Source organism: Sphingopyxis sp. GW821-FHT02C12 (assembly GCF_059421785.1).
Window position 1 is genome coordinate 1064352 of the sequence record NZ_JBWKVQ010000001.1, and the last position, 25225, is coordinate 1089576.

Annotated in this window: 24 protein-coding genes and 2 tRNA genes; 15 read left to right on the forward strand and 11 right to left on the reverse strand. The window is 68.0% G+C overall.

All coding sequences use genetic code 11. The features are described 5' to 3' along the window. Positions 1-66 precede the first annotated feature (66 nt). Entirely contained in the window at positions 67-684 is a 618-nt protein-coding gene (gene thpR / locus AC07U1_RS04940) for an RNA 2',3'-cyclic phosphodiesterase (protein WP_495177277.1), read from the forward strand. On the opposite strand, the gene AC07U1_RS04945 is transcribed toward thpR, so the two are convergent. After that, positions 591-1082: a low molecular weight protein-tyrosine-phosphatase gene (locus AC07U1_RS04945; protein WP_495177276.1), complete on the reverse strand. Its 492-nt coding sequence runs from the start codon at positions 1080-1082 to the stop codon at positions 591-593. The two genes, thpR and AC07U1_RS04945, sit on opposite strands and share 94 nt — an antisense overlap. 107 nt (positions 1083-1189) lie before the next feature. Here AC07U1_RS04945 and AC07U1_RS04950 point away from each other — a divergent pair, with 107 nt between their 5' ends. Further along, complete coding sequence (locus AC07U1_RS04950) at positions 1190-2746, forward strand: MFS transporter (RefSeq protein WP_495177275.1); 1557 nt, start codon at positions 1190-1192, stop codon at positions 2744-2746. A 226-nt stretch (positions 2747-2972) separates the two neighbouring features. Here AC07U1_RS04950 and AC07U1_RS04955 read toward each other — a convergent pair whose 3' ends face one another. From AC07U1_RS04955 to AC07U1_RS04980, 6 genes are all read right to left on the reverse strand, one after another. Next, positions 2973-3548, reverse strand: coding sequence for a superoxide dismutase family protein (locus tag AC07U1_RS04955; protein WP_495177274.1), 576 nt, complete (start codon positions 3546-3548; stop codon positions 2973-2975). Between the two features lie 76 nt (positions 3549-3624). Beyond that, positions 3625-4935, reverse strand: coding sequence for a UDP-glucose dehydrogenase family protein (locus tag AC07U1_RS04960; protein WP_056341467.1), 1311 nt, complete (start codon positions 4933-4935; stop codon positions 3625-3627). A gap of 149 nt (positions 4936-5084) precedes the next feature. Beyond that, positions 5085-5510 carry an ExbD/TolR family protein gene (locus AC07U1_RS04965; RefSeq protein ID WP_056341472.1) on the reverse strand — a complete coding sequence of 142 codons (426 nt, stop codon included), beginning with the start codon at positions 5508-5510 and terminating at the stop codon, positions 5085-5087. Positions 5511-5545: 35 nt separating this feature from the next. After that, positions 5546-6067, reverse strand: coding sequence for an ExbD/TolR family protein (locus AC07U1_RS04970; protein WP_056341475.1), 522 nt, complete (start codon positions 6065-6067; stop codon positions 5546-5548). A 94-nt stretch (positions 6068-6161) separates the two neighbouring features. Further along, positions 6162-6911, reverse strand: a complete 750-nt coding sequence (locus AC07U1_RS04975; protein WP_056342795.1) for a MotA/TolQ/ExbB proton channel family protein — start codon at positions 6909-6911, stop codon at positions 6162-6164. Positions 6912-7043: 132 nt separating this feature from the next. Further along, complete coding sequence (locus AC07U1_RS04980) at positions 7044-7700, reverse strand: energy transducer TonB (RefSeq protein ID WP_187142298.1); 657 nt, start codon at positions 7698-7700, stop codon at positions 7044-7046. 266 nt (positions 7701-7966) lie between these two features. Between AC07U1_RS04980 and AC07U1_RS04985 the strand changes: the two genes are divergently transcribed. The 3 genes from AC07U1_RS04985 to AC07U1_RS04995 all read left to right on the forward strand — a co-directional run bounded on the left by AC07U1_RS04985 (position 7967) and on the right by AC07U1_RS04995 (position 11127). Then, entirely contained in the window at positions 7967-8848 is an 882-nt protein-coding gene (locus tag AC07U1_RS04985) for a hypothetical protein (protein ID WP_495177273.1), read from the forward strand. A 70-nt stretch (positions 8849-8918) separates the two neighbouring features. Then, positions 8919-10238: a homoserine dehydrogenase gene (locus tag AC07U1_RS04990; RefSeq protein ID WP_495177272.1), complete on the forward strand. Its 1320-nt coding sequence runs from the start codon at positions 8919-8921 to the stop codon at positions 10236-10238. 61 nt (positions 10239-10299) lie between these two features. Continuing rightward, complete coding sequence (locus AC07U1_RS04995) at positions 10300-11127, forward strand: hypothetical protein (RefSeq protein WP_495177271.1); 828 nt, start codon at positions 10300-10302, stop codon at positions 11125-11127. Here AC07U1_RS04995 and AC07U1_RS05000 read toward each other — a convergent pair. Continuing rightward, on the reverse strand, positions 11124-11528 hold the full coding sequence (locus AC07U1_RS05000; protein WP_495177270.1) for a hypothetical protein: 405 nt from the start codon (positions 11526-11528) through the stop codon (positions 11124-11126). The genes AC07U1_RS04995 and AC07U1_RS05000 overlap by 4 nt on opposite strands. A gap of 123 nt (positions 11529-11651) precedes the next feature. On the opposite strand from AC07U1_RS05000, the gene glpX reads away from it, so the two are divergent. Next, positions 11652-12623 (forward strand): class II fructose-bisphosphatase, encoded by a 972-nt coding sequence (gene glpX, locus AC07U1_RS05005; RefSeq protein WP_056342798.1) that lies wholly within the window; start codon positions 11652-11654, stop codon positions 12621-12623. Positions 12624-12734: 111 nt separating this feature from the next. Beyond that, complete coding sequence (locus tag AC07U1_RS05010) at positions 12735-13751, forward strand: TIR domain-containing protein (protein ID WP_495177269.1); 1017 nt, start codon at positions 12735-12737, stop codon at positions 13749-13751. 80 nt (positions 13752-13831) lie between these two features. Here the strand turns inward: AC07U1_RS05010 and AC07U1_RS05015 are convergent, their stop codons facing one another. After that, positions 13832-14305, reverse strand: a complete 474-nt coding sequence (locus AC07U1_RS05015; RefSeq protein WP_492735243.1) for a flavodoxin family protein — start codon at positions 14303-14305, stop codon at positions 13832-13834. A gap of 65 nt (positions 14306-14370) precedes the next feature. On the opposite strand from AC07U1_RS05015, the gene AC07U1_RS05020 reads away from it, so the two are divergent. The 8 genes from AC07U1_RS05020 (at position 14371) to AC07U1_RS05055 (ending at position 21708) form a co-directional block, all read left to right on the forward strand. Next, positions 14371-16332 carry an alkyl/aryl-sulfatase gene (locus AC07U1_RS05020; RefSeq protein WP_495177268.1) on the forward strand — a complete coding sequence of 654 codons (1962 nt, stop codon included), beginning with the start codon at positions 14371-14373 and terminating at the stop codon, positions 16330-16332. Between the two features lie 25 nt (positions 16333-16357). Next, entirely contained in the window at positions 16358-16888 is a 531-nt protein-coding gene (locus AC07U1_RS05025; protein ID WP_495177267.1) for a PH domain-containing protein, read from the forward strand. Continuing rightward, positions 16885-18435: a PH domain-containing protein gene (locus AC07U1_RS05030; protein WP_495177266.1), complete on the forward strand. Its 1551-nt coding sequence runs from the start codon at positions 16885-16887 to the stop codon at positions 18433-18435. The genes AC07U1_RS05025 and AC07U1_RS05030 overlap by 4 nt, the downstream gene beginning before the upstream one ends. Then, on the forward strand, positions 18432-20198 hold the full coding sequence (recJ, locus tag AC07U1_RS05035; RefSeq protein WP_187142407.1) for a single-stranded-DNA-specific exonuclease RecJ: 1767 nt from the start codon (positions 18432-18434) through the stop codon (positions 20196-20198). Before AC07U1_RS05030 ends, recJ begins: the two co-directional genes overlap by 4 nt. 122 nt (positions 20199-20320) lie before the next feature. Next, complete coding sequence (locus tag AC07U1_RS05040; RefSeq protein ID WP_056341505.1) at positions 20321-20704, forward strand: VOC family protein; 384 nt, start codon at positions 20321-20323, stop codon at positions 20702-20704. A gap of 66 nt (positions 20705-20770) precedes the next feature. Beyond that, positions 20771-20846: transfer RNA gene (locus tag AC07U1_RS05045), tRNA-Glu, on the forward strand. Positions 20847-20878: 32 nt separating this feature from the next. Next, positions 20879-20953: transfer RNA gene (locus tag AC07U1_RS05050), tRNA-Glu, on the forward strand. Between the two features lie 101 nt (positions 20954-21054). Beyond that, the gene (locus tag AC07U1_RS05055; protein WP_495177265.1) at positions 21055-21708 is read left to right on the forward strand and encodes a response regulator transcription factor; all 654 of its coding nucleotides are present in this window, start codon (positions 21055-21057) and stop codon (positions 21706-21708) included. A 190-nt stretch (positions 21709-21898) separates the two neighbouring features. Here AC07U1_RS05055 and AC07U1_RS05060 read toward each other — a convergent pair whose 3' ends face one another. Then, complete coding sequence (locus AC07U1_RS05060) at positions 21899-22945, reverse strand: ACP S-malonyltransferase (RefSeq protein ID WP_495177264.1); 1047 nt, start codon at positions 22943-22945, stop codon at positions 21899-21901. After that, positions 22942-25143 (reverse strand): dehydrogenase E1 component subunit alpha/beta, encoded by a 2202-nt coding sequence (locus tag AC07U1_RS05065; protein ID WP_495177263.1) that lies wholly within the window; start codon positions 25141-25143, stop codon positions 22942-22944. Before AC07U1_RS05065 ends, AC07U1_RS05060 begins: the two co-directional genes overlap by 4 nt. Between the last annotated feature and the right edge of the window lie 82 nt (positions 25144-25225).

The following is a 25225-nucleotide window of genomic DNA, read 5'->3' on the forward strand; positions in this document are numbered from 1 at the left end:
GCTTTCAAGCGAAACCGGACAAGAGGCTTTCCGCGCGCCACCGCAAGCGCTTATGCTGGGTCCGCCATGTCGACCCACCGCCTGTTCGTCGCGCTGCGCCCGCCGCACGCCGTCCGCACCGCGCTGATCGCTGCGATGCACGGCATTTCGGGCGCGCGCTGGCAGGTCGACGACCAGCTGCACCTGACTTTGCGCTTCATCGGCGAAGTCGACCATCACCGCGCCGAAGATATCGCCGCCGCACTCGGTGCGCTGCACGCCCCCGCCATCCTGGCCCGGATCGCGGGGGTCGATTTGTTCGAGCATCACGGACGCCCGCACATGATCTGGGCCGGGATCGAACCGCACGCGCAGATCGCGGCGCTGCACCGCAAGGTCGACCAGCTGCTCGCGCGCGTCGGCGTCGCGCCCGAGACACGCGCCTTCGTACCGCATATCACGCTGGCGCGGCTCAATCGCGGTTCGGGGCCGGTAGCCCCCTTCCTCGCGCTGCACAGCGATCTCGCGAGCGAGACTTTCGCTTTCGATCATGTCACCTTGTACGAAAGCGAGATGGGGCACGGCGGATCGCGCTATCACCCCGTCGCGCGCTATCCGCTCGATCCGGTGGCATCGACGACCAGTGCCGCCGCGACCGCGCTGACATCGTCCCAGGTTTCGGCAAAACCGTCGTCCGCGCCATAATAGGGATCGGTGACGCTGTCGCCGGCGCGGCCCGGCACCATGTCGAGCATCAGCATCAGCCGCGCGGTCGCATCGGCGGGCGCGAGGGCGCGGGCGTCGCGCAGGTTTTCGGCATCAGCGGCGAGGATCAGGTCGAAGCGGGTGAAGTCGCCGGGCGCGAGCTGGCGGGCGCGCAGATCCGAGATGTCGACGCCGCGGCGCCGCGCTTCGGCCAAGGCGCGCGGGTCGGGCGGGCGCCCGACATGCCAGTCGCCGGTGCCCGCCGAATCGAGCGTCGCGGCGATGCTCGCATCGGCGAAGGCGGCGCGCGCCGCACCCTCGGCGAGCGGCGAGCGGCAAATGTTGCCGAGGCAGAGGAAGAGGATCGCGGGGGCCGTAACTTCTCGATCATCGCGCATATCGCCGATCCTTCCTGTAAAGTTGAACCGACTTTCAACTTGCGCCGTCGTTCGGCTCTGCTAGCCATGGGCCATAACAGATAATGGGTCAGGGAGAGGGTTGCCAGATGGCCGAGAACGACACGACCGGCGCGCCGGTTCCCGCCGAGCCGCGCGCCACCGGCTATAGCTGGTATGTGCTGGCGGTGCTGGTCGTCGTCTATATCCTGAACTTCATCGACCGGCAGATCCTGAGCATCCTCGCGGTCGACGTCAAAGCCGACCTGGGCCTCGACGATGGCGACCTCGGCTTCCTCGGCGGCGCCGCCTTCGCGGTCTTTTACGCGCTGTTCGGCATCCCGCTCGGCCGGCTCGCCGACAATTGGAGTCGGGTGAAATTGCTGTCGATCGGCCTGACCCTGTGGTCGGCGATGACCGCGCTGTCGGGCTTCGCCTACAACAAGCTGACGCTGACGCTCGCCCGCATGGGCGTCGGCATCGGCGAAGCGACCGCCAGCCCCACCGCTTACTCGCTGATCTCGGACTATTTCCCCAAGCGGCAGAAGGCGACCGCGCTCGCGATCTATTCGTCGGGGCTGTACATCGGCGGCGGCGTGTCGCTGTTCATCGGCGCGCTGATCGTCGAGACATGGGGCCGGGCCTATCCCGCGGGCGGACCGCTGGGACTGGTCGGCTGGCAGGCGGCGTTCCTCGCGGTCGGCATCCCCGGCCTGATCGTCGCGCTGTGGGTCGCGACGCTTCGCGAGCCGGTGCGCGGCGCGATGGACGGGGTGGCGAGCCCGAGTTCGCCCAGCCCTTTCCGCGAGTTCGGCAAGGATTTGTCGATGATCGTTCCGCCGCTGACGCTGTGGGGGGCGTGGAAGCGCGGCCCGGCGGCGCTGGCGATCAACATCGGGGTCGCGATCGCCGTGTCCGCCTTCGCCTGGTGGATGATCGAACTCACGGCGAACGAAGCGCAATGGATGGCGGTCGCGCTCGGCTATTATGCCGTTTTTTCGTGGGCCAGCACCCTGCGCGCGCACGATCCCGCGACCTTCCGCCTGATCTGGGGGACGCCCGCCTTCATCTGCACCACGCTCGGCTATGGCCTCGTCAGCCTCGCCGCTTATGCGCTCGCCTTCTGGTCGGCGCCCTATGCCGAGACGGTGCTGGGCATTCCCAAGAAGGAACTGGCGTTCTGGCTGGGCGCGAACGGGGCGATCAGTGGTTTCGTCGGGGTCATCATCGGCGGGCGGATCGCCGACTATCTGCGCGCGCGAAACCCCGCGGGCCGCATCGTGATGATCATGTTCGGCGTAGTCGCGCCGGTGGCCCCGATCTGGATCGGCTATACGACCCCCGACCCGACGCTGTTCTATGTGATGAATTTCCTCGCCGGGGCGTTCGGCGCGACCGCGCTCGGCGCGGCGGCGGCGACGACGCAGGACCTGGTGCTGCCGCGGATGCGCGGCACCGCGACAGCCGCCTTCTTCCTCGGCACGACGCTGGTCGGCCTGTCGTTCGGCCCGTATATGGTCGGGCAGATTTCGGTCATCGCCGGCGACCTGCGCATGGGCATATTGTCGCTGATCGGCGTCGCGCCGATCGCGCTCGGGCTGTTGATCTATGCCTATCGCGCGGTGCCGCGGGCCGAAGCGACGATCGTCGAGCGCGCGCGGGTTTAAAATCGCCCGACGGGGCCCGTTTTGGGATGTGAGAAGCGGACATAACACTCCTCCCTGTCGCGAAGCGATGGGGAGGTGGCAGCGGCACGGCCGCTGACGGAGGGGCCGACGCCGTCAGGCGTCGTGCAACCTTTCGGCCCCTCCACCACCGCTTCGCGGCGGTCCCCCTCCCCATGGCCTGCGGCCACAGGGAGGATCAATGGGGCCATACCGCGCGAAAAACGGACTAAGGCGCCTTGGCGGCGATCACGCCGCAGACGATGCGGTCGCCGCTGTTGCCGCTGGGATCGGTCTTGTAATCGTCGGGCTTGGCATGGATCACGAAGGCCGCACCGTCGGCATCGAGGAGGCCACCGTCGCCCGTCAGGCGCGTACCGACGATCCGCAGCGTCGCGCGGCCGATCGTGTCGGGTTCGATGACGAGGTTGGGCATGTCGCCATGATGCGCGCCGAGCGGGTTGTCGCGGCCGTGCTGGGCGCTCGTCGGATTCCAGTGCGGACCGGCGGTGGTGAATTTCGGCGCATCGCACAGCCCGACAGAATGGACGTGCATGCCATAGGTCCCGGCGGGGAAACCGCGCGCGACGAGTTCGAGGCGCAGGCCGTCGCTATCGCGGAAGATGTCGACGCGGCCGCGGTCTGCGCCGCGCGCGTCGAACAGCGGCGCGCTCGCGTCGGGAACGGGCAAATTCGGCGCCGGATCCTTCTTCTGGCCGATCAGGTCACAGCCCGACAGCGCGAGCGCCGACAGGGCGACGGCGCCGATGGTCATGTTGCGGCCAAAGGTCGAACGGATCGTCATGCTTCTGCTCCCCGGAAAAACCATCGGAATCGCAAAGCCGTCACGGCGGCTTTCGTTCCCGTCGGCGATGATGCCTTTATTCGCCGCGGGTTCCAATAGCGATGTGACGGAAGCCGTGGCGCGCCACTTCTTCGCGGCGATAGATGTTGCGCAGGTCGACGAGCAATTTGTCGGCCATGCCCGCGCCGAGGCGGGCGAGGTCGAGCGCACGGAAGGCGTCCCATTCGGTGACGATCGCCACCGCATCGGCGCCGTCGGCGGCGGCATAGGCGCTCGCCTTCATCTCGACATCGGGCATCATTGGCGCCGCGATGTCCATGCCTTCGGGATCGTAGGCGGTGACCCGCGCGCCGGCATCGACCAGCGTCTGGACGATCGCGAGGCTGGGCGAATCGCGCATGTCGTCGGTGTTCGGCTTGAACGTCAGCCCGAGCAGGGCGACGGTCTTGCCGCGCGCATTGCCGCCGAGCGCGGTGACGATCTTGCGCCCCATCGCGCGCTTGCGCAGGTCGTTGGCGAGCACCGTCGCCTCGACGAGACGCAGCGGCACGTCATGGTCCTGCGCGGTCTTGAGCAGCGCCAGCGTGTCCTTGGGGAAGCAGCTGCCACCGTAGCCGGGGCCGGCGTGGAGGAATTTGCCGCCGATCCGGTTGTCGAGGCCGATGCCGCGCGCGACGTCCTGCACCTCGGCACCGACGGCCTCGCACAGGTCGGCGATCTCGTTGATGAAGGTGATCTTGGTCGCGAGAAAGGCGTTCGCGGCATATTTGATCATTTCCGCGGTGCGGCGGCGGGTGACGAGGATCGGCGCTTCGTTGAGGAAGAGCGGGCGATAGACTTCGCGCAGCACCGCCTCGCCACGGGCATCCTCGGCACCGATGACGATGCGGTCGGGGCGCTTGAAATCGCCGATCGCGGCGCCTTCACGCAGGAATTCGGGGTTCGAGGCGACGCTGTGGCTGCGCCCCGCCGAGCCTTCGCGCAGGATGCGCTCTACCTCGTCGCCGGTGCCGACCGGAACGGTCGACTTGGTGACGATGACGCAGTCATGGTCGAGGGTGGCGGCGAGTTCCTCGGCGGCGCCGAAGACGTAGGACAGATCGGCATGGCCGTCGCCGCGCCGCGACGGGGTGCCGACGGCGATGAACACCGCGTCGGCGCCGGCGACTGCGGGGGCGAGTTCGGTGGTGAACGACAGGCGGCCGGCGGCGACATTCGCCGCGACGAGCGCATCGAGACCGGGTTCGTATATCGGCATGCGGCCCGCGTGCAGCGCGTCGATCTTGGACGCGTCCTTGTCGACGCACACCACGTCATGGCCGAAATCGGAGAAGCAGGCACCCGAAACCAGGCCGACATAGCCCGTTCCGATCATGGCGATTTTCATCTGCGAAGCCCTTTTGCTGCTGGTGTCGGCGCGGGTGGGGCGCACGGGGAGAGGGGATGCGGCGCGTCCTTAAAGCCAAAGCGCCCAAAGGGAAAGGGCCGCGAATTGCTTCGCGGCCCCCTGCCTGTTCACGTCGCTTCGATCAGCGATCAGAAGACACGCGCATATTGTTCGTTGCCGACGAAGCCGAGCTTGCCGACGCCGCTGCGCTTGATCACCGCCATCACGCGATCGACGACGATATAGCGTGCGTAGGGATCAGGCTGCACCTGGAGTTCGGGTTCGACCGCCAGCTGCTTGGTTTCGAGCAGATAGCTTTCGAGCGTCGCCAGATCGACCGGCGCGCCGTTCCAGGTGATCGTCCCGCGCGGATCGATCATGACCTTGTTCTTTACCGGATCGACGTTGTTCTTTGCGTCGGTCGGAACCGGAAGGTCGATCTTCACCGCGTGGGTCTGGGGCGGGATCGTGATGATGAACATGATGAGGAGCACGAGCATGACGTCGATCAGCGGCGTCGTGTTCATCTCCATCATCGGTTCGTTTTCGTCCCGATCTCCAACTGCCATGGACATGCGTTTATTCCTTCATAGCTTGTGGCGGAACGCGCTTACATGCGCGCCAGCGTCCCCGAGCCAGGAGCCGGTTCGGAAATGAAGCCGATCTTCTGGAAACCAGCATATTGCATGGTGTAGATCACCCCGCCGATGCACTGGTACGGCGTGTTGATGTCGCCGCGGATATGCACTTCGGGGAAATTTTCCTCGGTAATGTTTTCGACGCCGCCGATATCCTTGATCAGCTTCTCGAGCTTGTCCTGGCCCTTTTTCAGCAGCTCTTTCGAATCGACCGGGGTCTGGCCCCAATAGACTTCGCACGCGGTGCTTTCGGGGTTGGGTTGGCCGTCGCCGTCGGTATCGCCCGAACGCACCGACAACAGCACGTTTTCAGGCTTGGTCGTCGTCGCCTCGAATACCACGTCGGGCAGCTTGAGGTTCACCGTCTCCAGCACCACGGGAACCGTGATGAGGAAGATGATGAGCAACACAAGCATGATGTCCACGAGCGGCGTCGTGTTGATGTCGGACATGGGGGCGTCTTCGCCGCCCTTATCGCCTACACTCATCGACATAGGATCAGCATCCTGTCACAAATAGTTACACGGGACGACCCGGTGTCCGGCGCCAGCCCCGAAGGGCGGCGACGGACACCGGGTCGCCAGATAATCAGGCCTTCTTCGGCGCGGCGGCCGGGGCAGCCTTTGCCGGAGCAACGACGGCCGGCTTCACCTGGCCGCCCGACATGATCGAGCCGAGAACGTCGTTCGAGAAGGTCGACAGACGGCGGCTGATCGCCTTGTTGCGGCTCTGCAGCCAGTTGAACGCGAGCACCGCGGGAACCGCGACGATCAGGCCGACGGCGGTCATGATGAGCGCTTCACCGACCGGACCGGCAACCGCGTCGATCGACGCCTGACCCGACGCACCGATCTTCACGAGCGCGTTCAGAATGCCGATAACGGTACCGAACAGACCGACGAACGGTGCGGTCGAACCGACGGTCGCGAGGAAGGCGAGACCCGAGTTGAGCTGCGAGTTGATGTGGTTCTGCGAACGCTCGAGCGTGCCGTGCATCCAGTCATGCGCTTCGACGGGATCGGTCAGCTTGGTGTGCTCTTCGTTGGCGCGCAGGCCGTCTTCGACGACCTGGCGATAGGCGCTGTTCTTTTCGAGCTTCGCAGCACCCTCGGCGAGGGTCGGCGCGCGCCAGAAATTGACGTCGACGGCCTTGCCCTGGTTCATCACCTTATTCTGTTCGAACAGCTTGGTGAACAGGATGTAGAGCGTGCCCATGAACATGATGACCAGCACCAGGCCGGTCAGCTGCGTGATCCAGCCGCCTTCGCACAGCGCCGGGAAGACGCCATATTTGTTGGTGGGGTCGGCGAGCTTTGCTTCGCAGAACGTAGACGGCATCATGCCGTAGCTCCGGTGACCCGCGGCGGCGGCGGTCGCAATCAGATTGATCATCGTGGTATTCCCTCTCAAAATTTCGTCAAAAACTAAAAATCCAGATCGTTGGGCCCAGATCGCTGGGCCCGGTCCCGATCAACGCGGAATCTGCCAGCGGATGCGGTTGCTGTAGCTACCGCCCGTCGGGTTGCCCGCACGGTCCTTGCCCGGGTTGAACCGGCCGCGACGCGTGATGAGCTTGCAGGTCTCGGCATCGAGATCCGCATGACCGCTCGACGAGGTCACATCACAGGAGGTGATCCGGCCGTCGGCGCTGTATGTGACGCGGAAACCGGTCGTCCCCTCGCGCTCTTCGCGCATGGCACGGGCCGGATAATCGTCGTTGGTCGCCCAGCGCCCGGGGTTGCCGCGCGGCGTACCGGCGGCGCTCAGGTCCGCCGTCGGCGGCGGAGCCGGCGGCGCGGGCGGGATATAGACCGGCGGCGGCGGCGCCGGAGGCGGCTCGCGCACCGACTGAATCTGCGGCGCAGCCACCGGCGGCGGGAACGGCGACGGCGGAGTCACGACCGGCGGCGGCGGCGGCAGGACATTGTCCGGCGGCGGCGGCGGCGGCGGCTCCTCGGGCGGCGGCGGCTCTTCGACGTCCACCACATCCAATTTTTCGGCGAGCTTCTTGACGATGCTGATATTCAGGCCGTTGACCAGGCCGTAGCCCAGTCCCGCCGTCAGCAGTCCCACCAAGACGATCGCCACTACCCTGTTTTTAGGGTCGACACTATCACCATAAGCCATTCAGGAACGACGCTCCTTGCTAGATCATCCTGACACCAATCCAAACCGTCGGGGGGAGTTGCCAAATGCCCGGATAATTCCGATGCGTTCCGCAGACCCGGCGGGCGGCTTCCGGCTATTATGTTCTATGCCGGACGCTTCGTCGGACGTCCTATCGCGGTGGCGGCAAGTTCGCAAACCCTTTATCAGCGGTTAATGTGGCGCGCGCCAAGATGGCACGCCGCCACCGCAACCGGTGTCAATGACAAACAGAAAGTGGACCCACCATGCGCAAGCTCCTTCCCGCCATCGCGATCGCCCTGGCCGGCTTAAGCGGCGGAATCCCGGCGGTTTCCGCGATGCAGGCGCCCGCCGCCGCGCCGCCGCCGAGCCCGTACAGCTATGCCGACGTCGCCGATCTCGCCACCGCGGCGCCGATGGCGATCCATGCGCGCATCGCGTCGGCCACCGCGCTCAAACCCGAGCGGGCGCCCGGCGTCGCCGCGGGTTCGAGCCGATTCTATGTCGAGGCCGACGTCATCGGGCTGATTCGCGGCAAGGGGCCGCTGGCGGCGCGCATATCTTACCTGGTGGACCTGCCGCTGGGTGGCAATGGCAAGCCGGTGAAGCTGAAAAAGAAGCAGCCCGTCCTGCTCTTCGCGCGCCCGGTCGCGGCGGGCGCGGCGGGATCGACGAGCACGAACAGCATCCGGCTGGTCGCGCCCGACGCCCAGCTGCCGTGGGATCCCGCGACCGAGGCGCGGCTGCGCGCGATCCTGACCGAGCTGGTCAAGCCGGGCGCGGCGCCCGCGATCAGCGGCTTCGCCAACGGCTTCCATGTGCCGGGCACCCTGCCGGGCGAAGGCGAGACCCAATTGTTCTTCGACACCGCGACCGGCGAGCCGATGTCGCTGACCATCCTGACCAGCGCCGACGGATCGCGGCGCTGGGCGGCGGCGTTCGGCGAGATCGTCGACGGATCGGCGGCGGTGCCGGCGCGCGATACGCTCGCCTGGTACCGGCTCGCCTGCGGGCTGCCGCGCCAGTTGCCGCTCGCCAAGCTGGCGGGTACGCCCCCCGAGGATCGCCGCAAGGCGGCGTCGGACTATGGCATCGTCCTCGGCGCGCTCGGCGACTGCACGCGGACGAGAAAGCCGCCGGCGGGCTAAGCCTCCTCCACTCTTGTTTCCTCGGTAAAAGCCGATAGGGGCGCAGGCTCTATATATAAGGAGTGCCTGCATGTCGCCTTCCCCCGCCCCCGCTGCCCCGCGCCCGCCGCTGCGCGTCGCACTCGCCGGGCTTGGCGTCGTCGGCGGCGGCGTCGTCCGCCTGCTGCAGGTCAACCGCGACCTGATCGCACGTCGCGCCGGGCGCGCGATCGAGATCGTCGCGCTGTCGGCGCGCGACCGGCACAAGGATCGCGGCGTCGACCTGTCGGCCTATCGCTGGGAGGATGATCTCGACGCCCTGGTCGCGGCCGACGATGTCGATGTGGTGGTCGAGATGATCGGCGGCGCCGACGGCATGGCGCTGACGCTGGCGCGGCATACGCTGGGTGCGGGCAAGGCGCTGGTCACCGCGAACAAGGCGATGATCGCGCATCACGGGCTCGACCTCGCGCGGCTCGCCGAGGCGACCGACACGCCGCTGAAATATGAAGCCGCGGTCGCGGGCGGCATCCCGGTGATCAAGGCGATCCGCGAGGGTGCGTCGGCGAACGCGATCGCGCGCGTCTATGGCATCCTCAACGGCACCTGCAATTATATCCTCACGCAAATGGAGCGCAACGGCGCGAGCTTCGCCGACGCGCTCGCCGCGGCGCAGGCCGAAGGCTATGCCGAGGCCGACCCGACCTTCGACGTCGACGGCATCGACGCCGCGCACAAATTGTCGATCCTCGCCGCGCTGTGTTTCGGGACGAAGCTCGACATCGGCGCGGTCGCGACGGGCGGCATCCGCGACCTGATCGCGGCGGACATCCGCGAGGCCGAAGCCTTGGGACACCGCGTCCGCCTGATCGGCATGGCCGAGCGCAATGGCAGCGGCCTGTATCAGCATGTCCAGCCGTGCCTGGTGCCCGCCGACCATCCGCTCGCCTATGTCCCCGGCGCGCTCAACGCGGTGGTCGCCGAGGGTAATTTTGTCGGGCGGCTGTTCTTCGAGGGCGCGGGCGCGGGCGCGGGGCCGACGGCGTCGGCGATCGTCGCCGACATCATCGACATCGCACGCGACGAATATGGTCCCGCCTTCGCGATGCCGGTCGATGCGCTCGACGAGGCACCCGCCGCCGACGCCGGGGCGCGGGTCGGCAAACATTATGTCCGGCTGGTCGTCGAGGACCGCATCGGCGTGCTCGCCGAAATCGCCACCGCGATGCGCGACGCCGGGGTGTCGATCGAAAGCTTCATCCAGCGCGGCACCGAGAAGGACGACGGCGTCGTCATCGCGATCGTCACCCACGAAGGCCCGGCGCGCGCGATCGCGGCGGCGCTCGCCACGCTCGCGGCATCGGACCATGTCGTCGGCGCGCCGATGCACATGCCGATCCTGGCGCTCTAGCCCGCTTGAAATAGCCTTCGCCCCTGCTACCCATGCCCATGGGGAAACAGGGGGCGATATCATGACGATAGAGATCGGACGCGGGCTGGCCGAAGCGCGGGCGCTGGCGGGCGCGCATTGGCAGGCGCTGCTCGTCTATGCGGTGCTGGGGGTGGTCTTCCCCTTCCTGCTGCTGTCGAGCGATCCGATCTTCAGCCTGCGCAACATCATGGCGATCGTTTCCGACCCCTGGACCAACCGCGTCGGCGGATCGATCACCGGGCCGCTCTATCTGCTCGGCATCGTCCTGGTCATCGTGTTCGGCGCGATGCTGGCGGCGTGGAACGCGCTGCTCGCCGAGATGCGCGAAGGCTATATTTCCGAGATCATGTACGGGATGGTCGCGGGCGTCGCCTATCTCCTCGCTTATCTGCTACTCTATCTGGTCGTCGCGCTGGTGCTGGTGCTGCCGGTCATGCTCGCGGTCGGCGTCAACGAATGGGCGGCGGCGAGTCCGGCCGTGTCCTCGATCCGCCAGCTCGTCTATTCGCTGATCGGATCGTGGCTCCTTGCGCGCTTCTGCCTCGTCGGGCCGATCATGGCTGCAGGCGGGCGGCTCGAGCCCTTTTCGCCCTATGTCGAATCATGGCAACGCACCGCGAGCGCCCAATGGTGGCTGTTCGGTTTCTTCCTGCTCTATAATCTTGCGGTCGGCATCGCGTTCGGCGGACTGGCCGTGGTCCACGGCATGGTCATCATCAACAATGCGCCGGGCAGCCTGATCGAAACGATGATGAGCGTCGCTTGGGTGCTCTTGCTCGGTACCTATTTTATCGGGCAGTTGCTGATTCCTGCCGGCCTCTATCGCGCGTCGCAGCCGGGCGCGACGGCGGCCGAGGTTTTCGCCTAGGGTTCGGGGTCCTCCGGCGGCGGCGGCACCCCGGTGTCGGGGTCGGTCGCACGCTTCGCCATTTCATAGAGATGATTATATTCGGGGCCGGGTTTGAAGCGGCCGCCCATCGACATCCAGTTGTGGGGCAATTTGTCCAATGGCGTCGGGTTGATGCCCGGCGCCGGCGGTCGGCTGTCCTTTGTCGATTTCCCCACCCCGGCGATCGCGCGCAGCTCGGGCGACAGGCGGTGGCGGTCGGTGTCGCTGCCGCAGACGTTGATCGATCCATCCTCGGCGGGTTTGCAGCGCTTGATCGGATCGACCAGGTCCTTGGCGTTGGCGGCGGCGCTTTCGGCATCGCGCGCGGGCCGGGGCGCGGGCGGACCCTGCACCTGCGCGGCGACGGGCGTCACAGCCATGACACAGGCGGCGGCGAGAGCGACGCCGAATCGACGGATGTATTCTCGACAAGCGGCGCGGGCGACCATATGGCGCGCACCATGCCCATGCGGCGGAACAAGTAAAGACGGAGAGTGGCGAAGATGACGAAGACCGGCAGCAATCTCGACCGGGTGCTCGTGCTCGAAATGGTGCGCGTCACCGAAGCCGCGGCGATCGCCGCCGCGAAGCTGATCGGCCGCGGCGACGAAAAGGCCGCCGATGCCGCCGCCGTCGAGGCGATGCGGACCGCGTTCAACACCCTCTATATGGACGGCACGATCGTCATCGGCGAAGGCGAACGCGACGAGGCACCGATGCTCTTCATCGGCGAAAAGGTCGGCAATGCGCCGGGCAAGGGCCCGAAGATCGACATCGCGGTCGACCCGCTGGAAGGCACGACGATCACCGCCAAGGCCGGGCCGAACGCGCTCGCGGTGCTGGCGATCGCCGAGGAAGGCTGCCTGCTCAACGCCCCCGACGTCTATATGGACAAGCTGGCGGTCGGCGCCGGCTATTCGCCGAACATCGTCAATTTCGACAACAGCATCCGCGAGAATGTCGAGGCGGTGGCGCGCGAAAAGGGCTGCGGCGCCGAGGGCATCATGGTGTGCGTGCTCGACCGCCCGCGCCACGAGGCGATGATCGCCGAACTGCGCGCGCTGGGCTGCGGGGTCGCGCTGATCCCCGACGGCGACGTCGCCGGCGTGATCGCGACGACCAATCCCGAAACCAATATCGACATCTATATGGGCAGCGGCGGCGCCCCCGAGGGCGTGCTCGCCGCCGCGGCGCTGCGCTGCGTCGGCGGCCAGTTCAAGGGCCGCCTGCTGTTCCGCAACGACGACGAGCGCCGCCGTGCCGCCAAATGGGGCGTCGAGGACCTCGATCGCGTCTATGACCTCGAAGACCTCGCCAAGGGCGATGTCATCTTCGCCGCGACCGGGGTGACCGACGGATCGCTGCTGCGCGGGGTCAAGCACCGCCGCGACGGGGTGATGACGACCGAAACCGTCGTCATGCGCGCCTCGTCGGGCACGGTGCGCTGGGTCAAGGGCGAGCATCGCGAGGGGTGAACGGCCCGACATTCCGTTGCCGACCGACGCCCCCGCGCCACGACAGAGAATTCGACTTCCCATCACGGTCGATGCCGTACATCGAGGCGCAGGGGGACTGAGAGGATAGCGATGGAAGAAGCGAAGCGTCCGAGGCTGTTCGTCAGCCATCATTCGAGCAAATATGATGTGGCGCTGCACGTCGAGAAGGCGCTGGCCCGTCATGGCGTCGATTGCTGGATCGCACCGCGCGACATCGGCCCCGGCGAAGCGTTCGATACCGCGATCATGAAAGCGATCCGCGATTCGGAAGGGGTCCTGCTGCTCTTCTGCAGCCAGTCCGACAAGAGCCCGCATGTGAAACGCGAGCTGATTCTGGCCGACAGCGCGCATAAGGCCATCATTCCCCTGCGCCTCGAAGAGATCGTTCCCGACGACCTCGCCTATCACCTCGCGAGCGCGCAATGGATCGACTGGCTGGAGAAACGCGACGATTCGATCGCGCGGATCGCCGTGAAGGCGCACCAGCTGGCCGGAATCGGCGCGCCTGGCCCTGTCCCGCCGGTGCCCGCCCTCGCCGCCACGTCGGAGACCGCCGACAATCTGCACGCCGCGATCCTGTCGCAGGCGGCCGGCGAGCCGGCTGCGGGACCCGCCAGCGTGTCGGTCCGGACGCTGATCATCGGCGCGCTGCTGATCGCCGTCGCCTTGCTCGGCGCCATGTTGTTCATGCGCGGCGACGACGAACGGACGGCCGCCCCCGATACCGGCGAGGCGACCGTCGCACCCTCGGCGAAACCCGAAACCCCGCCGACGCCCACGCCCGCCCCCGCCGAGCAGACCGCATCGGTTCCGGCGCTGGAAACCCCGCCGAGCTTCAATTGCAAATATGCCGCCGCACACGCCGAAAAGCTGATTTGCGGCGACGAGGAACTGGCGGCGCTCGACCGCGATCTGAACCGCGCCTATCGCCAGCTCGACCGATCCGCCGGCCCGCTTCGCCAGCAGATCGCCGCCGAACAAAATGGCTGGCGTATCGGGGAACGCGATCGTTGCAACGACAAGGCCTGCCTCGTCGATGCGATGCAGCAACGCATCATTGTCCTCGATGCGCAGCGCGCGTCGCTGGACAGCGAAGCGGCTCAATAGCGGGGCGGGGCGCCGCTCGGGCCGCAGGGGTTTGGCCCGCACGGCACCAACCGCATAGCATGGATCGAACGACCGGTTCGTCAGAAAATCCCGGCCGCAATGCCTTCCGCCAGCGTCGCGCCAAGGTCGCGGGCTTCGCCAAGGCGGCCGGGCGCTATCGTCTTGGGGGCCAGGATCGCCTCGGGTGTCTGCGCCGCGGTGTTCACGATCAGCGGATCGGCCACGCGTTTCAACCGCCAGCCGGTCGCGATGCGGTCGAGCTGGCGCTGGGCGCCCTCGCCGTCCGATCCCGCGCAGATGATCGTGGCGTAGGGGCGGCCTTCGAGTTTCCCGAGGCAGGGATAATAGTTGCGGTCGAACATCTCCTTCATCGCACCCGACAGCGCGGCGAGATTTTCGGGGCCGATAAAGAGATAGCCGCCGGCGGCGATCAGATCGTCCGCCGTCGCCTCGGCGGCGGCGACAAGCCGGCCGCCGCCCTCCGCCGCCGCTTCGGCGAGGGCACGGCTGCCGCCGGTGCGGCTGTGCCAGATGATGAGGAGCGCGTCGGTCATGCGCCGATGCTTGCCAAGCGCGAGCACGCGGCGCAAGCTGCCCCCAAAAATGGGGGGACGATGATATGCGCCGATTGACCGCCTTGCTGCTCGCCGCGGGCCTGCCGCTGACCGCCACCGCACAGGATGCGGCGAGCGAGGCCACCCGCACCGCGCAGGCCGAACTGGCGGCGCGCCTGCCGCTCGACGACCCGCGCGACATGGCGAATGCGACGCGCGGCAAGCTTGCCGAAATCCCCGAGGCGGTGATCACGGGCAAGGACGGCAAGATCGTCTGGGACCGCCGCCCCTATGCCTTTCTGAACAGCGCCGAGGCGCCCGATACCGTCAACCCGTCGCTGTGGCGGCAGGCGCGGCTCGATGCCGTGCATGGGCTGTTCGAGGTGGTGCCGGGCCAGATCTGGCAGATCCGCGGCTATGATATTTCGGTGATGACGATCATCCGCGGCAAGTCGGGCTGGATCGTCGTCGACCCGCTGCTGTCCGAGGAAGCCGCCGCCGCGGGGTGGAAGCTGTTCGCCGACACCGTCGAGGCGAAATCGGGCAAGCTGCCGATCAAGGCGGTGATCTTCAGCCACAGCCACAGCGACCATTTCGGCGGGGTCGGGGGGATCGTCACCCCCGAACAGGTGAAGAAAGACAAGATCCGCATCATCGCGCCGCACGGCTTTTCGGAGGAAGCGACGTCGGAAAATGTCCTCGCGGGGGCGGCGATGGGGCGGCGCGCGCTGTACATGTTTGGGTCGATCCTGGCGCCGGGGCCGGCGGGACAGGTCGACACCGGGCTGGGGCCCAAGCTGTCGTCGGGGACGATCGGCTATATGGAGCCGACCGAGACGGTGAGCGAAAAGGGCGGCGCGCTGACGATCGACGGGCTGGTCTTCGAGTTCCTCGACGCGGGCGGGACCGAGGCGCCATCGGAGTTCGTCTTCTATATCCCGGCCTACAAGGCGTTGCATACGACCGAGGTTGTGACCCACACGTTGCACAATGTGCTGACGCTGCGCGGGGCGCAGGTGCGCGATGCCTTGCGCTGGTCGAAGGTGATCGACGCCGCATTGCTGCGGTGGGGCGGCAAGGCCGAGGTCGCGCTGGCGTCGCACCATTGGCCGACATGGGGCGCGGGCGAGGTGAGCAGCCTGCTGACCAACCAGCGCGACGCCTATCGTTATGTCCATGACCGCACTTTGTTTCTCGCCAATCGCGGCGCGACCTTGCACGAGCTCGCCGACGCGACCGCCGAGGCGCCGGTGCAGGCGCGCGATTTTTCGACGCGCGGCTATTATGGCACGCTCAACCACGACATGAAGGCGACGTACCAGCGCTATTTCGGCTGGTGGGACGGCAATCCGGCGAATTTCAACCCGCTGCCCCCCGAACAGTCGGCGCCCAAATATGTCGCGCTGGCGGGCGGGGCCGACAAGCTGCTGGCGTCGGGCAAGGCGGCGATCGCGGCGGGCGAGTATCGCTGGGCGGCCGAATTGCTGAACAAGCTAGTCTTTGCCCAGCCCGACAACAGCGATGCGCGCGCGGCGCTCGCCTCGGCTTACGACCAGCTCGGCTATCAGGCCGAATCGGGGGCGTGGCGGAACTATTATCTGGCCGCCGCCGCGAGCCTGCGCGGCAATGCGGTCGAAAGCGTGTCGGGCAATGGTCAGAGCCGCAGCTTCGTCAGCGCGATCCCGACCGCGGTGTTCTTCGACGCGCTCGCGACGCGCTTCGATGCCGCAAAGGGCGCGGGGCTGGCCGGGACCTTCCAGTTCGTCCTGCCCGACAGCAAGGAGGCGGTGGCGATCTCGGTCGGCGGCGGGGTCGAATTCCCGCGCTACGGCGTCACCGACCCGGCGCCGACCGCGACGATCACCATCGATCGCAAGACATTGGACGATGTCATGCTGGGGCAGGCAGGGTTCCCCGCGCTGCTGCAATCGGGGGCGATTCGGATCGACGGCGACCGGATGGCGTTCCTGAGCTGGTTCGCGCTCCACCCGCCCGCCGACCCGCGTTTCAATATAGTTGTCCCTTGAGCGCCTGACCGACTAACGGAGGATCATGACCGACATCGCCGCCGCCCACCCGACCGATCCCTTCGATCCGCACGCAATCAACGCCGCCGAGGGGCTCGACCCGGTCGATCCGCGCTATGGCCATGTGCTGCGCGTGACGACCGCGATGAACCTGGTGCCGCTGGCGATCGGCGCGAGCCTGTTCGACGCGCTGCTGATCCGCCATTTGGAGGGGCCGTACGGGCTGATCACCGCGCTCGCCTGGCTGATCGCGGTGATCGTCATCGTCAGCTTTCCATCGCGGCGCGTATCGCGCTGGGGCTACAAGATCGGCGAGGGGCAGTTGCGCGTCGCGCGCGGCTGGCTGTTCCGCACCGACACCATCGTGCCCTTTGTCCGCGTCCAGCATATCGACGTCGGGCAGGGACCGGTCGAGCGCTGGTTCGGGCTGTCGCACCTGATCGTCCACACATCGGGGACGCACAACAGCACGGTCACCCTGCCCGGGCTGCCCGCCGACCTCGCCGCCGCGATGCGCGAGACGATCCGCCGCCATATCCAGACCGACTTCGCATGAGCGAGAGCGTCGCCGCCCTCCCCGCAGCCCCCGCGGCCCCGGCCGCCGAAGCCGAACCCGATTGGCAGCGGCTGCACCCGGCGACGCTGGCGCTCGCGATCGTCAGGCTGGGGCCGCGCAGCCTGAACTTCCTGCCCGCGGTCGCGGCGCTCGGCTTCACTGGCAACTGGGTGTGGATCGTCCCCGCGATCCTCGCCTTTCTGGTCATTTCGCTCGTTTCCGCCTGGCTCAAATGGCTGCGCTTTCGCTTCCTCGTCGGCGCCGACGAGATCGTCATCGAAAGCGGCGTATTGTCGCGCCAGCACCGCACCATCCCCTTCGACCGCATCCAGGACGTCGGCATCGAACAGGGGCTGATCGCGCGCGCGCTCGGCATCGCCAAGGTCGGGTTCGAGACCGGCGCGGGCGGCGCGGGCAAGGAGAATGAGGCCAATCTCGACGCGATCGGCCTCGACGCGGCGCAGGCGCTGCGCACGACCATCCGCGCGCATCGCAGCGAACCGGCCGCCGCGGCGCCCACCGCGGCATCGGCCGATCCGGCGATCACCGCGACGGCGGGCGAAGACCGGCTGCTGTTCGCGATGGGACCGCGCCGGTTGCTGCTCGCCGGATTGTTCAACTTCTCGCTCGCCGCGCTCGCCGTGGTCGGCGCGGGCATGCAGTTTTTCGACGGCCTGCTGCCGTTCGACTTCAATGTCTTCGACCCGCGCGACTGGATCGACATCGCCGGCCAATATGGGCTGGACCAGTGGGTGATCGCGCACCGCTGGATCGCCGGGCTCGGCGCGCTGATCTCGCTGCTGTTCATCGGTTTCGCGAGCGGTATCGCGACAATGCTGCTGGCAAACTGGGGGTTCCGCCTGACCCGCGAGCCGCGCTCGCTGCGCCGCACCCGCGGGCTGACGACGCGCACCGACGTCGCGATCCCGGTGCGCCGGGTGCAGGCGGCGATCCTCGTCACCGGTTGGTTCCGGCGGCGCTTCGGCTGGCACGAACTGCGGCTGCAAAGCCTCGCGAGCGACGGCGGCAAGGAGAAGGACCATCAGGTCGTCCCCTTTGCGCAGCTCGCCGACATCGACCCGGTCCTCGCCGAAATCGCGATCGCGCGCGCCGCCGAGGACGCCGACTGGCAGCACAGCCATCGCATCGTCGCGCTGGGCGGCTTCGTCGGCGCGACCGGCGCCACGATCGGCGGATTGACCGCCGTGTCGTTCGGGCAGCCGCTCGGCTGGCTGGGGCCTGTGATCGGCGTGCTGATCGCGCTGGGGTCGCTGTTCGCGGCGCGCTTCCACCGCTGGATCGACCTCGGCGAGCAGATCGCGATCCGGCGCGGGATGTGGAAACCCAAGACCACGCTGCTGCCGCACGCGTCGGTGCAGAGCGCCGACCTCAAGACCGACTTCATCCTGCGCCCGCTTGGCCTCGCGACATTGGTGTTCGGGGTGCCGGGCGGCAGTTCGCTGGCCAGCCATGAAATCCCCGCGATCCCGCTCGGCGTGGCGCAGGCGTTGCGCGCGCGCATCCTGACCGCCAAGGCACGGGCATGACCGACACCGCTCTGGGTATCACGCGCTCGATCGCCGGGCAGCCATGGCATTGGCGCCGCGCGAGCGCCGACATGGCGTCCGAAAACCTCGCGCCCGACGACCTCGTCACCCAGTTGCTGCTCGCGCGCGGGGTGCCGCGCGACGACCTCGAGCGCCAGCGCGCGCCGACGCTACGCGGCTTCATGCCCGACCCGGCGCTGTTCAAGGGCATGGACGAAGCCGCCGCGCGGCTCGCCGACGCGGTCGAGCGACAAGAGGCGATCACCATCTTCGGCGATTATGACGTCGACGGCGCGACCTCGGCGGCGCTGCTCGTGCGACTGCTGCGCGATCTCGGCGTCCCGGTCGGCGCCTATATCCCCGACCGGTTGATGGAGGGCTATGGCCCGTCGGGCGCGGCGCTGGTCCGGATCGGCGAGGCGGGATCGAAGCTGGTCGTCACCGTCGATTGCGGCGCGCAGGCGTTCGAAGCGATCGCCGAGGCCAATGCCGCGGGGATCGAGACGATCATCGTCGATCATCATCAATGCGCGACCACCCTGCCCGCCGCCTTCGCGGTGGTGAACCCGAACCGGCTCGACGAGGCGCCCGATGCGGCGGTGCACGGCAATCTGGCGGCGGTCGGGGTCGCCTTCCTGCTCGGCGCGGCGTTGCTGCGCGTGCTGCGCGGGCGCGATTTCTTCGCCGGGCGCGCCGAACCGGCGCTGCTCGACCTGCTCGATCTCGTCGCGCTCGGCACCGTCGCCGACGTCGCGCGCCTGACCGGTTTCAACCGCGCGCTGGTGACGCAGGGGCTGAAGATCATGGCGCGGCGCGGCAATATCGGGCTGGCGGCGCTGATGGACGCGGCGCGGCTGACCAAGGCGCCGACCGCGACCGACATGGGCTTCGCGCTCGGCCCGCGAATCAACGCCGGCGGGCGCGTGGGCAAATCGGACCTCGGGGTCCGGCTGCTGACGACGAGCGACCCGCAGGAAGCCGCCGACATTTCGCAGGAACTCAACCGCCTGAACGAGGAGCGCCGCGCGATCGAGGCAGGGGTGCTCGACGAGGCGATGGCGATGAGCGAGCGCGCCGCCAACGCGCCGGTCGCGATCGTCGCGGGCGAGGGGTGGCACCCCGGGGTGATCGGCATCGTCGCGGGGCGGCTGAAGGAGAAGCTCCGCCGGCCGGCGATCGTCATCGCGCTGGGCGAGGACGGTATCGGCAAGGGGTCGGGGCGTTCGATCAACGGCGTCGACCTTGGCGCCGCGATCCTCGCCGCCAAGGAGAGCGGCCTGCTGATCGCGGGCGGCGGTCATGCGATGGCGGCGGGATTGACCGTCGAGGCCGGCAAGCTCGACGCGCTCGGCGCCTTCCTCAACGAGCGGCTCGCCGCCGATGTCGAGCGCGCGAGCGGCGACCGCGCATTGCTGATCGACGCGGTGCTTGCGCCGCGCGGGATATCGCCTTTGTGGTGCGAGGCGATCGAGAGCGCCGGGCCTTATGGCGCGGGCTGGCCGGCGCCGCGCGTCGCGACCGGGCCGGTGCGAATCGTCGAGGCGAGCATCGTCGGCACCGACCATGTCCGCCTGACGGTGTCGGGCGACGACGGTGCAAGGTTCAAGGCGATCGCCTTTCGCAGCGCCGAAACCGAATTGGGGCAGACATTGCTGCACGCTCGCGGGCGCAAATTATGGCTCGCGGGGCGCGCAAAGCGCGACGATTGGGGCAGCCGCCCGGCCGCCGAGCTGCATCTGGAGGATGCCGCCTGGGCCGATTAGCGGCATCTCGGCGATGCCGCAGGGGCCGATTAGCGGCATCTTGAGGATGCCGCAGGGGCCGATTAGCGGCATCTTGAGGATGCCGCAGGGGCCGATTAGGGACGTCAGAGAGGGAAGCGGTCATGTACAGCCACACCACGCTCGGCATCGACGATTTCGCCCGCGCCGAACCCTTTTACGATGCGATCATGGCGGTGCTCGGCCATCCCGAACTGGTCCGCGAGAGCGCGGCCAAGGGCTATGGCACCCCCACCGGCCCCAAATTGTTCATCGGCCCCGCCTATGACCGCCAGCCGACGAGCGCCGGCAACGGCAGCCATCTCGCCTTCGTCGCCGCTGACCGCGCGACGGTCGACGCCTTCCACGCCGCGGCGCTGGCGAATGGCGGCAGTGACGCGGGTCCGCCGGGGCTGCGTCCTCACTATCATGCCGATTATTACGGCGCCTATGTGCGCGATCCCGAGGGCAACAAGCTGCAGGCCGTGTGCCATAAGCGGCCCGGTTGAAGAAGCGCCGATAGAGTCCTTGACCATGGGGACATGCGCGGCTAATGCGCCGCTTCACCGAACGACGGCCCCTTCGTCTAGCGGTCTAGGACGTCGCCCTTTCACGGCGAAAACACGGGTTCGAGTCCCGTAGGGGTCACCATCTTTCGGTCTTCATGCCGAACCGGCATGTGCGGCCCCTTCGTCTAGCGGTTAGGACGCGGCCCTCTCACGGCTGAAACACGGGTTCGATTCCCGTAGGGGTCACCAAAGACCACCGGCATCCTCCTTCATCCAATCGCTCCATGTCGGCGCCAAAGCCGCGGGATTTTCGCTGGGCTTGTCGGCGTGCCACCGGCAGCACCGACGGCGTGAGCGAGACACAGGGCGAAATCCATCTGGTGCTGCCGGACCCCATCGAACGGGCCGCCTGTTTTCGTGTCCTCGCCGCCGGCGCGGCGCGGGTGGTGCGCAGCTTTGCCAGCGCCGACGATTATCTGGGCGCGGAGGCCGACCATGGCGGCGGCCTGCTGCTGCTTCACTGGCGCCAGCCTGGGGCGACGAGCGGCAGCGCGCTGCTCGCCCATGTCGCCACGCGCCCCGACATCACCGCCTTTGTCGCCGCCGAGCGGCTGAGCCTCGACGAAACGCGGCTCATCCTGCGCGGCGGGGCGTTCGACCTGTTGCCCGCGCCGCTCGACCCGCGGCTGGTGCACCGCACTCTCGATCCGGCGTTCGGCGACTGGCAGCTTTGCCAGCGAGACCGCCTGATGCGCCGCACCGCCGCGGCGCGGCTGGCGGCGCTGACCCCGCGCGAGGTCGATATATTGGACGCGATCGCGGCGGGGCTGGGCAACAAGGCGATCGCGCGAAGGCTCGCGCTCAGCCCGCGGACGGTCGAGGTCCACCGCGCGAACATCATGCGCCGCGCCGAGGCGGGGAGCATCGCCGAACTGCTGCGACTGCGCTTCATCGCCGAATCGGGACGCGACACAGCGGAAAACTCGTTCCGTTTCGGAGCATGATCGCCGCCCGGCGCGGTCAAATTCTTGAGGCCGCATCCGTAGAAGAGGATTGAACGGCGCATCGCCCTTTCGTTGGTCCCTAGGGGCGCCGCCGTTCGCTCCGCGCGGCCGGCCCCACCAGGCCGCTTCCATGGGCGGGCCGGCCGGGAGACCCCCCGGTCGGCCCCAACCGGTGCCCCGCCGATGCCCCCTAGCCGGTCACCAGCGCGCGCTGTTCGGCGCGGCCCATCGAGAGCAGGATCGGGTCCGCCGCCTGCCGCGCCATGAAGTCGGCCTTGCCGCCGATCCCCTGCCACCCGATCCCGATCAGCGATTGCGCGATCGCGCCGCCGAGCGTGTCGCCGGGGCCGGGCAGGATGACGACGTCGGGGGCGAACTCCTTGACCGCGACCTGCACCGACAGCGCGAAGTCGTAGGGCGCGAGGATCTGGTGGCCGAAGGTGTAATCCCACACAGCGACCGGGTCGCTGGCGAAACGCCGCCAGATATGGCCGCGGCCGTCGACCATCGGGATCGCGGGGGCGTCGAACAGCGACGCGGGCAGTTCGGCCTTCGCCTTGTCCGAGCTGCCGAACATCAGCGGGGTATGGAACGGGCCGTGGCCGGCGAGGCGGAGCGGATCGCGGCCGGGGGTCGGCGGCGCCTCGGCGAGCAGCGCGGCGAGGCCTTCCTCATTGCCCGCGAAGACGAGCATGCCGGCAAGGTCGATCGACAAGGCGAGCGCGTGGCCGGGGCGGGCATCGATGGCTGCGACAAGATCGAGCAGACGGTCGCGCAGACCGGGGACCGGGCGCCAGTCCTCGTCGACAACCTGCAGCAGAATCTGCCCGCCGGGGCCGTGGGTCTGGCTGTTGAGGCCCATCGCGTTCGAGATGCGGAAGCCGTCGGCGACCGACACGGCGCCGCCGAGCGCGAGCGCGCTGTACCAGCCCATCGAATTGCCCGCGACGGCGACGATGTCGAAGCGGTCGCGGTCGATGCTCAGATAGTCGAGCGCGGTGGCGGTGTAGATGAGCGGCGCCGCGACATCGCCGCGCATATGCGTCGCGACGCTGAAGCGCTCGGCGCCGTCGAGGGTGCTGACGGTCGGCTGGCCGCGGTCGGCGCGCTGCGCGTCGAAATCGGCGATGATGCCGCCGAAGCGCGCGCCGTGGAGCCGGGCGATGCTGCCGAGTTCGCCCTTGCCATAGGTGCCGCGACCGGGGGCGACAACGAGGGCGGTCCGCCGCGCGCTCATGCCAGCAGTTCCTTCGCGGCGGCGACAATCGAATCGCGGCTCGGCAGGGTGAGCGTCGCCGCGCGGCCGAGCGGGATGAAGCTGTCGTCGGCGGCGATGCGCTTCAGCTTTTTCTCCGGGGTGCGTTCGACGAAACTCGCCATCAGCGCCTCGCTCTGCGACCCGGTGATGCGGCATTCGTCGACGATCAGGATGCGCTTCGCATCGCCGACCGCGGCGACGAGCTTGTCCTCGTCGACCGGGCCGAGCCAGCGCAGGTCGATGACGCGCGCCTTCACCCCATCGGCGGCGAGCAGTTTCTCGGCCTGCCGCGAGAGATAGGTGCCATTGCCATAGGTGACGATCGCGAGGTCGGTGCCGTCGCCATGGACGCCGACATCGCCGAGCCGGATCGGCACGCCGTCGCCGGGGGCTTCGTAGACGCTGGTCCACAGGCCGTCGCCTTCCTCGTGGAGGTCGCGGGTCATATAGAGCGCGATCGGTTCGACGAACACGACAACGCGCTGCTCTTCACGCGCCAGCCGGACGCATTCGCGCAGCATATGCACGGCGTCGCGGCCGTTCGACGGCACCGCGAGGATGACGCCGGGGATGTCGCGGAAAATCGCGAGGCTGTTGTCGTTGTGGAAATGGCCGCCGAAACCCTTCTGATAGCCGAGCCCCGCGATGCGGATGACCATCGGGTTGGTATATTGGCCGTTCGAGAAGAAGCTGAGCGTCGCCGCTTCGCCGCGGATCTGGTCCTCGGCATTATGGACATAGGCGAGGAACTGGATCTCGGGCATCGGCACGAAGCCGTTGTGCGCCATGCCGATCGCGAGCCCGAGGATCGCCTGTTCGTCGAGCAATGTGTTGACCACGCGCGACGAGCCGAAGCGCTGATGGAGCTTCGCGGTGACGTTGTAGACCCCGCCCTTCGGCCCGACATCCTCGCCCGCGACGACGATTTCCCGGTGCGCGAGCATCAGGTCGGCGAGCGCCCAGCTCAAAAGCCGTGCCATATGCTGCGGCTTGTCCATCTGGCCGGCGTCGCTGCCGAACATCGCCTTGCGGTCCTCGGCCGACGGGGTGTTCGCACGGACCATGTCGCGCCGTGGCGGGACGATGCTGTCCATCACCTGCGCCGACGTGGTGATCTTGGGGCGCAGGATCGCCGCTTCGGCCTGCCGCGCCAGCGTTGCGCCGATCTCTTCATAGGCGTCGGCGATCTCGGACGCGGTCATCCAGCCCTGCTCGACCAGCAGCGCCGCGCCCTTGAGCAACGGATCGCGCGCCTCGTCGGACTCGATCAGCGCTTTCGGCAGATAGGCACCCTGCACGTCGGACCCGGCATGGCCATAGAGGCGGACGGTCGCCATGTGGAGGAACACCGGCTTGCGCAAACGGCGCGCATAGTCGGCGGCCTCGCTGGCGCCGGCATAGGCCGAGGCGAGGTCGGTACCGTCGCACTGGATATAGTGCAGCCCGGCGCGGTGGCGGAACTGCGCCTCGATCCAGCCCGTCGGGGTGCGGGTCGAGATGCCGATGCCATTGTCCTCGCACAGGAAGATCAGCGGCATCGGCGAACCCTGGAAGGCCGTCCAGCCGGCGGTGTTGAACGCGCCCTGCGCGGTCGAATGGTTGGCCGAGGCATCACCGAAGCTGGCGAGCACGACCGCGTCGTCGGGCAGCGGCAGGTCCTTCAGCCCCTGTCGCCGCGCGATGCCGATCGAGAAAGCGGCGCCGACCGCCTTGGGCAGATGCGAGGCGATCGTCGAGGTCTGCGGCGGAATGTTCAGCGGTTTCGACCCGATCACCTTGTGGCGGCCGCCCGAGATCGGGTCCTCGGACGAGGCGGCGAAACTCAGCAGCATGTCCCAGGTCGGGGTCTGCCCCGGCACCGCGCGCGCGCGGTGGAGCTGGAAGGCGTTCGAGCGATAATGAAGAAACGCCATGTCGGTGACGCGCAGCGCCGCGGCGACCGCGGCATTGCCCTCATGCCCCGACGAGCCGATCGTGTAGAAACCCTCGGCGCGCGCCTGCAGATGGCGCGAGAGCCGGTCCATCTGGCGGCTGGTGAGCTGCGACAGGAAAATGTCGGTCGCCTCGGCGCGCGACAGGCCGGCCGCCGCGGGACCCGGCGCATCGGCGCGGTCGGGCAGGCGTCCGTCGGCCAGCGCGGCGAGGAATTTTTCATGTACCGCCTGAGCCGCGTCCACCCGGATCCTCCCATCATGACATCGTTACCGGTGCAACCATCATAGCGCGCCGTCGCGGCGCGCTATGATGGCGCGTTTGCCT

What these genes read in the sequence shown, in the direction of transcription:
- AC07U1_RS04965 (WP_056341472.1), bottom strand. Translation starts at nt 5,510, where the DNA reads ATGTCCATGGCAGTTGGAGATCGGGACGAAAACGAACCGATGATGGAG.
- AC07U1_RS05060 (WP_495177264.1), bottom strand. Translation starts at nt 22,945, where the DNA reads ATGAGCGCGCGGCGGACCGCCCTCGTTGTCGCCCCCGGTCGCGGCACC.
- AC07U1_RS05030 (WP_495177266.1), top strand. Translation starts at nt 16,885, where the DNA reads ATGAGCGAGAGCGTCGCCGCCCTCCCCGCAGCCCCCGCGGCCCCGGCC.
- thpR (WP_495177277.1), top strand. Translation starts at nt 67, where the DNA reads ATGTCGACCCACCGCCTGTTCGTCGCGCTGCGCCCGCCGCACGCCGTC.
- AC07U1_RS05025 (WP_495177267.1), top strand. Translation starts at nt 16,358, where the DNA reads ATGACCGACATCGCCGCCGCCCACCCGACCGATCCCTTCGATCCGCAC.
- AC07U1_RS04960 (WP_056341467.1), bottom strand. Translation starts at nt 4,935, where the DNA reads ATGAAAATCGCCATGATCGGAACGGGCTATGTCGGCCTGGTTTCGGGT.
- AC07U1_RS04980 (WP_187142298.1), bottom strand. Translation starts at nt 7,700, where the DNA reads ATGGCTTATGGTGATAGTGTCGACCCTAAAAACAGGGTAGTGGCGATC.
- AC07U1_RS05040 (WP_056341505.1), top strand. Translation starts at nt 20,321, where the DNA reads ATGTACAGCCACACCACGCTCGGCATCGACGATTTCGCCCGCGCCGAA.
- AC07U1_RS05020 (WP_495177268.1), top strand. Translation starts at nt 14,371, where the DNA reads ATGCGCCGATTGACCGCCTTGCTGCTCGCCGCGGGCCTGCCGCTGACC.
- recJ (WP_187142407.1), top strand. Translation starts at nt 18,432, where the DNA reads ATGACCGACACCGCTCTGGGTATCACGCGCTCGATCGCCGGGCAGCCA.
- AC07U1_RS04955 (WP_495177274.1), bottom strand. Translation starts at nt 3,548, where the DNA reads ATGACGATCCGTTCGACCTTTGGCCGCAACATGACCATCGGCGCCGTC.
- AC07U1_RS04990 (WP_495177272.1), top strand. Translation starts at nt 8,919, where the DNA reads ATGTCGCCTTCCCCCGCCCCCGCTGCCCCGCGCCCGCCGCTGCGCGTC.
- AC07U1_RS05000 (WP_495177270.1), bottom strand. Translation starts at nt 11,528, where the DNA reads ATGGCTGTGACGCCCGTCGCCGCGCAGGTGCAGGGTCCGCCCGCGCCC.
- AC07U1_RS04970 (WP_056341475.1), bottom strand. Translation starts at nt 6,067, where the DNA reads ATGTCGATGAGTGTAGGCGATAAGGGCGGCGAAGACGCCCCCATGTCC.
- glpX (WP_056342798.1), top strand. Translation starts at nt 11,652, where the DNA reads ATGACGAAGACCGGCAGCAATCTCGACCGGGTGCTCGTGCTCGAAATG.
- AC07U1_RS05010 (WP_495177269.1), top strand. Translation starts at nt 12,735, where the DNA reads ATGGAAGAAGCGAAGCGTCCGAGGCTGTTCGTCAGCCATCATTCGAGC.
- AC07U1_RS04945 (WP_495177276.1), bottom strand. Translation starts at nt 1,082, where the DNA reads ATGCGCGATGATCGAGAAGTTACGGCCCCCGCGATCCTCTTCCTCTGC.
- AC07U1_RS04975 (WP_056342795.1), bottom strand. Translation starts at nt 6,911, where the DNA reads ATGCCGTCTACGTTCTGCGAAGCAAAGCTCGCCGACCCCACCAACAAA.
- AC07U1_RS04995 (WP_495177271.1), top strand. Translation starts at nt 10,300, where the DNA reads ATGACGATAGAGATCGGACGCGGGCTGGCCGAAGCGCGGGCGCTGGCG.
- AC07U1_RS04985 (WP_495177273.1), top strand. Translation starts at nt 7,967, where the DNA reads ATGCGCAAGCTCCTTCCCGCCATCGCGATCGCCCTGGCCGGCTTAAGC.
- AC07U1_RS04950 (WP_495177275.1), top strand. Translation starts at nt 1,190, where the DNA reads ATGGCCGAGAACGACACGACCGGCGCGCCGGTTCCCGCCGAGCCGCGC.
- AC07U1_RS05015 (WP_492735243.1), bottom strand. Translation starts at nt 14,305, where the DNA reads ATGACCGACGCGCTCCTCATCATCTGGCACAGCCGCACCGGCGGCAGC.